Genomic DNA, 10,483 nt, shown 5'->3' on the forward strand with positions numbered 1-10,483 from the left:
GACGAACCTGCTGCTCGCCGCGATCCGTACACCGCGGGGCCTCAAGTGGGGTCCGCTGGTACTGCTGCTTGCGCCCGTGTACCTCTTCGCGGCCGGAGTCTGCTACACGCTGGTTGACCGAGGTGGACCCGGGTGGCTGGCGCTGCTGGGGTTCTTGTTCCTCTGGAACATGTTCAAGTGCGCCTGGGCGAGCGTTATCACGACGATCGTGCTTCTGCGCAATGCCGTCCGTCGCCTCATCAACCGGTCGGACACGCGACGCCATGCGCGCAAACCGACAGGAACGCGGGACGAACCAACATCGGTCCCGGTGGTGCGCACCCCGTAGATCTCGGCGGCACATGCGCCCAAGTCTGTGTGTGAGGGTCTCAGGGGCGTGAGTCGGCAGCGACGTCGCCCGGCCACTCGTGGACGCCCTCATCAGATGGGGTGCTGGTCACCTCGATCCCGGCGATGGTGATATTCACTGCGGACCGGTAGTACTCCCAGCGAAGCTGCTCCGCCGCGTCTCCACCTTCGGCGAAGGGTTGGATGAGTTCCCGTCCCATGGCCTTCGCAGGTGCGGAGCCGGCCGTCATCTCGGCGAACTCAGTCATCATCGTGGCGTGATCCCGGGGGCCGTCACCCTCGTGCTGGAGCCGGTCGTCCCCCATCGAGATGGTCAGCATCGCGTTATTGAGGAGCACAGCGTACGTGAAGGCCGCTCGCTCTCCGAAGCCCGAGGCCCCCAGGATGGACATCCCCGCCTCCAGCACCGGGAGTGCGGCTGGCAGCGTTGGTCCGTGCATCAGCATCCACTTCGCCACGCCTGGATACTCGGCCACGACCGGCCCCGCCTGAAACAGCAGGGTGCGGAACCACTCCTGCCACGTCAGCTGCAGGTCGGGGACCTCAATCCGTGCAAGCACACGCTCGACCACCTCGCGACACAGCGAATCCTTGCCGCCGACATGGTGATAGACCCCGGACGCGGCGATGCCGAGGCGCCCGGCCAGGTCTCGGATGGACCAGGTCATCAGGTGCGTGTCACGGGTCAGCTCCTCTGCGGCATCGACGACACGTTCCGGAGTGATCCCGACGTGGAACGGGACCGGGTCAGTCGCAGTCACCTTTCATTCCTCCTCTCGCCGTAGCCCACGCACTCACGCCCGCCCTTGAGGTAAGGCGAACCTAAGCTGTAAGCTCTCCGATGTAATTAGAACACTGTTCATATTAGAAGGAACCCGCATGATACGACCTGCCGCCACACCGACCCACGCCGTGCCGGTGGCCCGCCCTCAGATTCCGCTGCTGCTGGGCGCTGTGCTGCTTATCTACCTGGCCCAGATGACCCTGAACCCCGTGATCGCGCCGCTGTCCCGCGAAGTTGGCCTGGCAGAGTGGCAGATCGGAGTCACCATCAGCGCGGCTGCGATCATGGTCGTTCTCACCAGCCAGCTCTGGGGTCGCCGCTCTCAGTCCTGGGGACGCAAACCCGTTCTGGTCGGTGCTTTCACTCTCGCTACGGTCACCATGGCGTTGTTCGCGCTGCTGGCCTGGCTTGGCATGACCGGTCTTGTCACCGGTGTCGCACTGTTCATCATGTTCGTCCTGCTGCGAGGCGTCGGGTTCGGGACCGCGATTGCCGCCGTGCCTCCGACCGCGCAAGCCTATATCGCCGATGTCACCGTCGATGAGAAGGCGCGTGTCAAAGGCATGGCCGGGGTCGGGGCCGTGCAGGGCATCGCCATGGTCGGCGGCTCCGTCATCGGTGGGCTCCTGTCCGCCTTTGGCCTGCTCACTCCACTCATCGTCGTCCCCGTGCTCCTGCTGGCCGCGCTGCTGTTGATCGGGTTCCGGCTGCGCCGCGAGCCCCGACACGAGCTCATCGAGACCCCAGCAAGAGTCAGTCCCTTCGATACACGGGTGTGGCCGTTCCTGCTCGCCGGGTTCGGGATGTTCACCGCGCTCGGCTTCATTCAGGTCATCACCGGTTTCATCGTCCAGGACCGCCTCGGCCTCGACTCCGCCACCACCGGGCTCGTCACCGGCGGGGCGCTCCTCGCCGCCGGCGCCGGGATGATCATCGCTCAAACCGTCATCGTGCCCCGCAGCGGCTGGGCACCCGCGACCCTCCTCCGTGTCGGTGGCATCGTCGCGACCATCGGCTTCGCCGCCCTCGTCGCAGATGCCGGTGCGGTGGTGCTGTTCGCCGCAATCCTGCTCATCGGGCTGGGCCTGGGCATCGCGATGCCCGGTTACACCGCCGGGCCCACCCTGCTCGTCTCCCGCGAAGAACAGGGCGGGCTCGCCGGTCTCATCGGCGCCACCAACGGACTCACCTTCGTGATCGCCCCCACCCTCAGCACCGCTCTCTATGGAATCTGGGCGCCACTGCCGGTCATCATCGGCGGCGCCGTCATGGCGATCGTCACCGTGTTCGTGCTCATCCACCCCCGATTCCGTCGCACCCTGAGCCCCGTGGAACATCGCTGAGACCACCAGCCCCGAGCGGTCTCAGGACCGGCGCAATCACCGCAGTGTCCGAAGACCTCGATCACATGCCCGGTCGCGTCCGACCTTCCGGAGCTCGACCTCAGCGGCGTCGTCCGCGAGGCCGAGGAGGACGCGGGATCATGAGCCGTTACCTCGACGATGAGTTGCGTTCCTCCGTTCGGACGCGCCAGGGTATCGCCGAGGGCGGCGGTTAGGGGAGCTGGGCGCGGTCGAACTCCTGCTGCAGTCGGGGCCGGCGCCGGTGGGTATCGCGCAGCTCGGCAATGAATGCATCCATTGTGTCCGCCTGTTCTGTCCCTGTCGCGATTCTCCGCATTCGTGCCAGGCGGTGGGCGGCGTCACGATAGTGCGCCGCGCCCGCGTGGATCAGGGTGCTCTCCACCAGCTGCCGATGGACGGGGAGCGCCGCGAGCGGATCGACCCGCTCGTAGGCTTTCACCAGCTCGCTCCAGGCGTGTAGGCTGTCCAACCCCAGGTCGTGGGCGAGCCGCCACGCGCGGGCCGGGTCCTTCAGGGTTGTCAGTGTGAAGGTCACCGCATCCGACGGGCGGGGCGCGAGTGCGTCCAGGACCTCGTCCTCATACTCCGGCCATGCAGCACCCACAGCGGTGTGCAGGCGAGACGCGGTAAGCGCTGACGGCCACCGGCGGAACACGTACACCCGTGCGTCCAGCAGTTCACCGGGGCGGTGCGTCCCCAGCAGCTTGCACCAGTACTCGGAAGCGCGCAGAGACTGGTGACCGCGGTCGAAGTCCACAGCCTGCCTGGCCCAGTCCACCGCCAGGTCGGTCTCGCCGATCTCCTCGAGCGCCTCAGCGGTCTGGTGCAGCCACGCAGCGACCTTCCGGTCTCGCGCGTGGGTGCGGATCACCTCATCGACATCGCGGTCGAGCACCGCCAGGCGACGATCGTTCCACTCCAGCACCCACCGGGCATGCCGGTCGGGGTCATGAGAGACGAGTGATCCGGGTTCCGGGGAGAGCTGTCCGCGGATCTCGTCCAGCCGTGACCGGTATCCGGCGATGCCCGTGTCTCCGAGCGCGGCGGTGTAGGCGACGGGATCGAGCTCGAAGTAGTCGACGTCGCCGTCGAACTGAAACCGGATCATCCAGGGGAGCAGCTTCGACGCAGGAACCGACGCTGCTGCCGCCAGCCGCGGGTGCAGGGCGAGCAGACGCCGACACCCGTCCCCGATGATCCCGCTGGAGTCGTCGGCACGGGCGATCACAGTGATCGCGCTCGCGAGCGCCTTGTGCGCCACCTGATATGCCTCGCCCGGGTCCGTCTCCGGGAGAGCGGACTCGAGGGTGTCGATCGCGTCGTGCATCTGCTTTCCGTGCGCGTTCGCTGCACCCCACCGGTGCAGCTCCGCACGGGTGCGGATCAACGGCAGCACAGCATCGGCAAGCGAAGTCATCGCACCATTCTTCCGCAGCGGCTCCGTCGCGCCGGAATCATTTGGCTGATTGACCCCTGCGTCCGCGTTAGCTTGGAGTCGTGGCTTTGTGGAGCCTCATATGTAAGGAGTATCCACCTGCAACCGGGCGGGAGGAGTCGTTTGGGTGCTGACTACTGGGCTCCTGCCCTCGGCTGGGGCGGGGTCGCTGCGGCCGGCGTAGGCGGTGTGCTCATCGTCGTGCTTGTCGTTGCGCCGTTCGCGTTTCTCAGCGACTACCCGGAAGATATCCGACGGGCGGCCCACGCCCCGACGCCGGGGCAGCGACGGGCGGGCGTGACCGGCGGCATCGTGTTCATGATCGTCCTGCTCGCTTCGCTCGGCGCTGTCGTCTTCAGCTGGGGGATGACTCATCCCGGAGCCGGATTCTTTGAGCTTGCGTTGATGGCGATGGTCGCGATCATTCTGTTCGTTCTCGTCGACCTGCTCGTGGTCGACTGGTTGGTCATCTGCACCTGGCGGCCTCGAGCGATCCTCGTTCCCGGTACGGAGCACTGCGCTGGCTGGCGCGACCGATCCCATCACTTCCGTGAGCAGTTCCGGCCTCGAGGGCTGATCGTCTTGCTGGCAGGAAGCGGTCTGCTCGGGCTGGCTGCCCGGTGGCTGACGTGAGCTCATCTCGCTGCGGTTCAACAGCTCCTTGTCCGATCTCTCGGGGTGTTCGGATCGTCCGACGACCGGTAACGGACTCGCGCATCATCGCGATTCGCTCGCTGACTCTCGATGGCTCACTGTGACGCTCACCCCCGTAGGTCAACGCCCCGCTTGATGAGCTGGGTGCGGACCTTGCTCGGCGTCGTGCCATGCCTTCTGGCGATGGTCGTAAGTCCGATGCCTTGGTTATAAAGCCGCAGGTAATCGTCTCCGTTCGGGTCGTCCGGGACACGGTCGCGCGGAGCGATACCGGCTCGAGTGAGGTGGGTGCGGACCGTGGCCCGGTGGATGCCGTACTTCTTCACCAGCTCGGACAAGTAGTGCCCCTTAAAGTGATGTAGCCCACGGTGGCCGGCTCGTCTCAGGACGTGGACGCGGTCACCGTGTGATCCTTCGAGGAAACCCTCACATCCCACTCGAAAGGCATCATCACGATGACCGCTCCTCATATTGTCGACAGTGAAGATGGAGTTGGCATCTCCAGGCGGTGTCTGACCCGATTGTCGACGGGCGTCACCGACTGCCTTTGCATGGGATTTGTCGACTCCGATCTGGAGGTGCCACGCACACGACCGGCCGAACTGCGTGACCTCATAGGAGCTTGAGCAAAGGCCCCATCACTGTCTTGTCCGCCTTCCGACCGGTCGCGTGCCTACCCATTGTTGGCATGCGAAAGGGCGTGTGGATTCCGATGACGAGCTATCTGTCTGTACTCGAAGTGTTTGGCGGCGTGGATACTCACACGCATACGCACCACGCGGCTGTAGTCGATCAGCTTGGCCGCGAACTGGCGGACCGCGAGTTTCCCGCGACGCGCGCCGGCTACGAGGCCTTGCACGCCTGGCTGATGGGCTTCGGTCGGCTCGTGCTCGTCGGCGTCGAGGGCACCGGTTCATACGGGGCGGGCGTGATGCGGCTGCTCACCAGCGTTGGGACCAAGGTCGTGGAAGTCGACCGCCCTGATCGGAGCGCGCGACGGGCGCAAGGAAAGTCCGACCCCCTGGACGCATACGCCGCCGCGCGAGCGGCAGCCTCGGGCAGGGCGACAGGCACTCCGAAGTCGCGCGACGGCATCGTCGAGTCGCTACGCTGTCTCCGTCTCGCGCAACGGTCGGCGATCAAGGCCCGAACCCAGTGCATCAACCAGATCCGTGCGCTCCTGATCAACGGTCCCGCTAACCTTCGCGAGCAGATGAGTCAGCTGCCTACAGTGCAGATGCTGAAGCGGCTATCTCACTTGCGACCGGGCACCGATATCGCCCACCCGGGGACGGCCTGCCGACAGGCGCTGAAGTCCCTGGCACGACGCTACGCGGACTTGAATCACGAGATCAAAGAACTCCACCGCACGATCAGCGAGCTCACGAAGCAGGCCGCGCCAGAACTGCTCGAGCGACCCGGCGTCGGTGTTCAGGTCGCGGCGCAGCTGCTAATCACCGCTGGCGACAACCCTGACCGGCTTGGATCCGAAGCATCGTTCGCGCACCTCGCCGGTGTTGCTCCCATTCCCGCCTCCTCCGGGAAACGTCAGAATCGACATCGCCTGAACCGTGGCGGCGATCGCGCAGCCAATAACGCGCTTTACACGGTCGCGATCGTCCGGATGCGTTACCACGAGCCCACGCGCGCCTACGTCCAACGCCGAACAGCCGAAGGGCTCTCGAAGAAGGACATCATCCGCTGCCTCAAACGCGCCATCGCACGCGAGATATATCGACTCCTCACCAAGCCAACCGAGCCTGTCCCCAGCCCTTCCCTACCCCCGCGTCAGGCGGCTTGACTTCTATAGGAGCATCCCTGCCCGCCTGCTCGGCGAAGCCCTCGCCGATTCATCGCCGGATCTGATGCGGCAGCTGCTGCAGACCATGATCAACGCACTGCTGTCCGCCGACGCCGACGCCGTGGCTGGCGCGGAATGGGGCAAGCCCTCACCCGACCGGATCGCGCAGCGCAACGGCTACCGGCACCGCGACCTCGACACGCGAGTTGGAACCATCGATGTCGCTGTCCCAAAGCTGCGCCAGGGGACCTACTTCCCGGAATGGCTGCTCGAACGGCGCAAACGCGCCGAGACCGCGCTGATCACCGTCGTCGCCGACTGCTACCTCGCCGGCGTCTCCACGAGGCGGATGGACAAGCTCGTCAAGACCCTCGGGATCCACTCCCTCTCGAAATCACAGGTCTCGCGGATGGCCGCCGACCTCGACGAGCACGTCGACCAGTTCCGTCACCGACCCCTCGGCGATGCCGGACCGTTCACGTTCGTCGCCGCCGACGCGCTGACGATGAAGGTCCGCGAAGGCGGCCGCGTCATCAACGCCGTCGTGCTCGTCGCGACCGGGGTTAACGCGGACGGGAGACGCGAGGTCCTCGGGCTGCGGGTTGCAACCTCGGAGACCGGGGCGGCCTGGAACAGCTTCTTCGCCGACCTCGTCGCCCGCGGACTGGGCGGGGTGCGCCTGGTCACCAGCGACGCCCATGCCGGACTCGTGGAGGCGATCGCGGCGAACCTGCCCGGAGCGGTCTGGCAGCGCTGCCGCACCCATTACGCGGCGAACCTGATGTCCGTGACCCCGAAGAGCATGTGGCCAGCGGTCAAAGCGATGCTGCACTCCGTCTACGACCAGCCCGACGCCGATGCCGTGAACGCCCAGTTCGACCGGCTCCTGGACTACGTCGACAGCAAACTCCCCGACGCATTCGCGCACCTTGATAACGCCCGCGCCGATGTCCTCGCGTTCACCGGGTTCCCCGAGGGACTCTGGCAGCAGATCTGGTCCAACAACCCCAACGAGAGATTGAACCGTGAGATCCGCCGCCGCACCGACAGCGTTGGGATCTTCCCGAACAGGGACGCGATCATCCGCCTCGTCGGCGCGGTCCTCGCCGAGCAAACCGACGAATGGGCCGAAGGCCGCCGCTACCTCGGACTCGACATCCTCGCCAAGTCCCGCCTCACCCTCGTCCCCGACAGCGGAAGCGAGGTGAACACCGACACCGCCCTCGAACTCAGCGCCTAACAACCAGAAGGATCACCAACGACTACACCACGTCCCGGGGCTTGACCCACCACGGAACACCACTCCCGCAACTTGCGATGTTGCATGCGCAGTCTGTGCGGGCACACCGTGCGTATCGGCAATCTCCTCATGCGTTGCACCGTTGCTATAGGCGACGACCATCGCCAGCGTTGGATCCTTCTTCGGAGCGTTGCGCGGCGGAGAACGGCGCGCAACGGCAGGCGAGGGTTGTGCGCTCGATGCCTTGGGGCGACGCCCAGATCGTGGTGCGCGCTGCTCCCCGCCGCGCACACTGCCAGGGGGTGGCAGATCGACACCGAGTTCTCCGTTGCGCCACTTCGCCATGAGATCTTTGAACGCTCGATTCGGCTTGTAGGAGCCGTCTATGAGGCCCTCGATCAGCGTCTCAAGCGGATCAGGCGTATTCTGTTCGGACTTGGTTGCGGCATCGTTGTCCATGACTACATCCTCGCCCTCGCAGGGAGAGAACAATTTAGCCAAGTACGGGCCGCGCCGCATGGGTGGTGACGGATCGTTCTACTCTGGACTCGTGCATGAGTGGATTCGTAGCGCAGCGGGACGGACTGTCGCGCGTCAGACTATGTGGCAGGGGTTGTTAGTTGCTGATGCAACGTCCCTATCGAAAGGTCTGAGTCATTATGAGTCGTCCCCCGATGATCCCTGCGGAGAAGAAGATCCGCATCGTGTTGTCCGTGTTGCAGGGCGAGATCTCGATCGCTGAGGCGGCCCGCCGTGAGAAGGTCTCCGAGCAGGCCATCGGGAACTGGAAGCGCCAGTTCCTTGAGGGCGGGAAGGTCGGTATCGAGGCGGGCAAGTCGAAGCCCACGTCTCGAGAGCAGCAGCTCGAGGACGAGGTCGCCGAACTCACTCAAGCGCTGGGCGAGGCCGCGGTCGAGATCCGGGTCTGGAAGAAGAGCGCGGAGGGCCGGTTGGGCCCTTCGAGGACCTCGAGGTGATCCGCACCGAGGCGGGCATGTCGACCGCGAGGTTCTGTCGGCTGATCGACATGCCCGAACGCACCTTCCGGCGCTGGCAGGCCAAGGCCCGCACTGATCGACCGCCGAAGGGCCCGTGGCCGCAACCGGCCCGGGGCGCTGTCCGCGACGTCGTGGTCCGGCATGCGCAAGCGCATCCGGCGTGGGGGCACCGGAAGGTCTGGGCGATGACCCGTCATGACGGGCACCAGGTCTCGCAAGCGACCGTGCTGCGCCTGCTGCGCGACGAAGGGCTGCTCCTGGAGGCGAACTACCAGCGAGAACGCCGCAAGCTCGCCGAGCGCCGCAAGGCAGCGTTCGCGAAGGAACCGACGGGTCCGAACCAGGTCTGGCAGCTCGACTTCTCCGAGTACGAGACCACGACCGGCGGGATATGGCGGATCGCGTCATGCCGGGACTACTGGGGCAAGTACGAATTCGATGCACACGTGTCCCCGACGGCGAACATGCACGACGCCGTCGCTGCGGTCGAGCTCGCACTCGCTGAGGCAGAGCGGCTGATCGGCCACCCGCTGATCGACGACTGCGAGGTCGACGAGGCCACCGGCGAACTACTGCCGGTTCTCACGATCGTCACGGACAACGGCGGCCCGTTCCGCTCCTTCACGTTCGAAGCGTTCATCGCCGCACACCCCGAGATCCGCCACGTCCGCACCCGCGTCAGAGCACCGGGGCAGAACGGATCACGCGAACGCGGCTTCGGGACGATGAAATACGAGTGGCTGTTCCGTGAGGAGATCGACGACGGACTTCAACTCATCGAACAGATCAACGCCTACCGGCATGACTACAACCACGTCCGCCCGCACGAGGCCATCGCCTGGAACCGACCCGCCGACGTCTACCTCGGCCTCGCCGACCCCACCATCCCCAACTTCGAAATCGAAGAAACCCTGCCAACAACTTGACGCGGGACACAGCCCCGCCTGGTCTCCGTGGGCATGACGCTCGGCCTCGCGCAGCAGAAGATCGACACGGATCCGCACGCCGCCAAGGCGCTCGTCGCCGAGGCACACACGTCGACGAAGGCCGCGATCACCGAGCTGCGCCAGCTGGCGCGCGGGATCCACGCGTCCGTCCTCGACGACCGCGGGCTCGACGCGGCGCTCAGCGCCGTCGCGAGCAGGTCCCACATCCCCGTCTCGCTCGACGTGCGCATGCCCACCCGGGCCGGCCGCGACGCCGAGGCCGCCGTGTACTTCGCGATCGCCGAGTCGCTCACGAACGCCGCCAAGCACTCCCGCGCCACCGAGGCACGCGTCACGGTGCGCGGCCGCCCCGACGGCGGCGAGCTGTGGGCCCGCGTCGAGGACAACGGCATCGGCGGGGCGCGCGTGCTCCCCGGCGGCGGCCTCGACGGCATCCAGAATCGAATCACCGCCATCGGCGGCACCGCGCGGCTCGACAGCCCCACGGGCGGCCCGACCTCCCTGGAAGTGAGCGTGCCATGCGCATCCTGATCGTCGAAGATTCCGTCCTGCTCCGCGAGGGCCTCGTGCGGCTCCTCGCCGACGCCGGCCACGAGGTGGTCGCCGCCCTGCCCGACGCCTCGCGCGCTCTCAACGAGGCCGCGGATCTCGACCCCGACCTCGCGATCGTCGACGTGCGCCTGCCGCCGACGTTCACCGACGAGGGCCTCCGCGCGGCGATCGCCCTCCGCGGGCAGGATCCGTCGCTCGCCGTGCTCGTGTTCTCGCAGTACGTCGAGGAGCGCTACGCGGCCGACCTCATCGCCCAGCCGGGCGGAGCGATCGGCTACCTCCTCAAGGACCGCGTCACCGACGTGGCCGAGTTCCTCGAATCGATCGAGCGGATCCGCGAGGGCGCCACGGTGCTCGACC

At 66.3% G+C, this 10,483-nt stretch carries 12 protein-coding genes and 1 pseudogene; 9 read left to right on the top strand and 4 right to left on the bottom strand.

The annotated features are described in order from the left end of the window. The coding region (locus ACTIAO_RS15510; protein ID WP_441907072.1) for a hypothetical protein at positions 1-328 on the top strand (328 nt) is incomplete at its 5' end. Between the two features lie 40 nt (positions 329-368). On the opposite strand, the gene ACTIAO_RS15515 is transcribed toward ACTIAO_RS15510, so the two are convergent. Next, complete coding sequence (locus ACTIAO_RS15515; protein WP_441907073.1) at positions 369-1,109, bottom strand: TetR/AcrR family transcriptional regulator; 741 nt, start codon at positions 1,107-1,109, stop codon at positions 369-371. Between the two features lie 118 nt (positions 1,110-1,227). Here ACTIAO_RS15515 and ACTIAO_RS15520 point away from each other — a divergent pair, with 118 nt between their 5' ends. Then, entirely contained in the window at positions 1,228-2,475 is a 1,248-nt protein-coding gene (locus tag ACTIAO_RS15520) for an MFS transporter (RefSeq protein ID WP_441907074.1), read from the top strand. A 211-nt stretch (positions 2,476-2,686) separates the two neighbouring features. On the opposite strand, the gene ACTIAO_RS15525 is transcribed toward ACTIAO_RS15520, so the two are convergent. After that, on the bottom strand, positions 2,687-3,913 hold the full coding sequence (locus ACTIAO_RS15525; protein WP_441907075.1) for a DUF6880 family protein: 1,227 nt from the start codon (positions 3,911-3,913) through the stop codon (positions 2,687-2,689). A gap of 141 nt (positions 3,914-4,054) precedes the next feature. Between ACTIAO_RS15525 and ACTIAO_RS15530 the strand changes: the two genes are divergently transcribed. Continuing rightward, positions 4,055-4,564: a hypothetical protein gene (locus ACTIAO_RS15530; RefSeq protein ID WP_087054398.1), complete on the top strand. Its 510-nt coding sequence runs from the start codon at positions 4,055-4,057 to the stop codon at positions 4,562-4,564. A gap of 128 nt (positions 4,565-4,692) precedes the next feature. Here ACTIAO_RS15530 and ACTIAO_RS15535 read toward each other — a convergent pair whose 3' ends face one another. Beyond that, positions 4,693-4,923 carry a hypothetical protein gene (locus ACTIAO_RS15535; RefSeq protein ID WP_087054397.1) on the bottom strand — a complete coding sequence of 77 codons (231 nt, stop codon included), beginning with the start codon at positions 4,921-4,923 and terminating at the stop codon, positions 4,693-4,695. A gap of 374 nt (positions 4,924-5,297) precedes the next feature. Between ACTIAO_RS15535 and ACTIAO_RS15540 the strand changes: the two genes are divergently transcribed. Then, positions 5,298-6,386, top strand: coding sequence for an IS110 family transposase (locus ACTIAO_RS15540; RefSeq protein WP_441907076.1), 1,089 nt, complete (start codon positions 5,298-5,300; stop codon positions 6,384-6,386). A 13-nt stretch (positions 6,387-6,399) separates the two neighbouring features. Further along, positions 6,400-7,626: an IS256 family transposase gene (locus ACTIAO_RS15545; protein WP_441907081.1), complete on the top strand. Its 1,227-nt coding sequence runs from the start codon at positions 6,400-6,402 to the stop codon at positions 7,624-7,626. 12 nt (positions 7,627-7,638) lie between these two features. On the opposite strand, the gene ACTIAO_RS15550 is transcribed toward ACTIAO_RS15545, so the two are convergent. Then, positions 7,639-8,085 carry a hypothetical protein gene (locus tag ACTIAO_RS15550; protein WP_441907077.1) on the bottom strand — a complete coding sequence of 149 codons (447 nt, stop codon included), beginning with the start codon at positions 8,083-8,085 and terminating at the stop codon, positions 7,639-7,641. 200 nt (positions 8,086-8,285) lie between these two features. Here ACTIAO_RS15550 and ACTIAO_RS15555 point away from each other — a divergent pair, with 200 nt between their 5' ends. The 4 genes and pseudogenes from ACTIAO_RS15555 to ACTIAO_RS15570 form a co-directional block, all read left to right on the top strand. After that, positions 8,286-8,603 carry a transposase gene (locus tag ACTIAO_RS15555; RefSeq protein ID WP_441907078.1) on the top strand — a complete coding sequence of 106 codons (318 nt, stop codon included), beginning with the start codon at positions 8,286-8,288 and terminating at the stop codon, positions 8,601-8,603. A gap of 50 nt (positions 8,604-8,653) precedes the next feature. Next, on the top strand, positions 8,654-9,550 hold the full coding sequence (locus ACTIAO_RS15560; RefSeq protein WP_441907079.1) for a transposase: 897 nt from the start codon (positions 8,654-8,656) through the stop codon (positions 9,548-9,550). Between the two features lie 3 nt (positions 9,551-9,553). Further along, positions 9,554-10,102 (top strand): annotated as a pseudogene (locus ACTIAO_RS15565) (sensor histidine kinase); the annotation flags it as partial. Next, positions 10,090-10,483: response regulator (locus ACTIAO_RS15570; RefSeq protein ID WP_441907080.1), on the top strand; the 394-nt coding region annotated here is incomplete at its 3' end. The pseudogene ACTIAO_RS15565 and the gene ACTIAO_RS15570, both read left to right, overlap by 13 nt.

The organism is Microbacterium sp. (assembly GCF_052099035.1).
Taxonomy (GTDB): Bacteria; Actinomycetota; Actinomycetes; order Actinomycetales; family Microbacteriaceae; genus Microbacterium.

What these genes read in the sequence shown, in the direction of transcription:
- ACTIAO_RS15520 (WP_441907074.1), top strand. Translation starts at nt 1,228, where the DNA reads ATGATACGACCTGCCGCCACACCGACCCACGCCGTGCCGGTGGCCCGC.
- ACTIAO_RS15560 (WP_441907079.1), top strand. Translation starts at nt 8,654, where the DNA reads ATGCCCGAACGCACCTTCCGGCGCTGGCAGGCCAAGGCCCGCACTGAT.
- ACTIAO_RS15525 (WP_441907075.1), bottom strand. Translation starts at nt 3,913, where the DNA reads ATGACTTCGCTTGCCGATGCTGTGCTGCCGTTGATCCGCACCCGTGCG.
- ACTIAO_RS15540 (WP_441907076.1), top strand. Translation starts at nt 5,298, where the DNA reads ATGACGAGCTATCTGTCTGTACTCGAAGTGTTTGGCGGCGTGGATACT.
- ACTIAO_RS15550 (WP_441907077.1), bottom strand. Translation starts at nt 8,085, where the DNA reads ATGGACAACGATGCCGCAACCAAGTCCGAACAGAATACGCCTGATCCG.
- ACTIAO_RS15555 (WP_441907078.1), top strand. Translation starts at nt 8,286, where the DNA reads ATGAGTCGTCCCCCGATGATCCCTGCGGAGAAGAAGATCCGCATCGTG.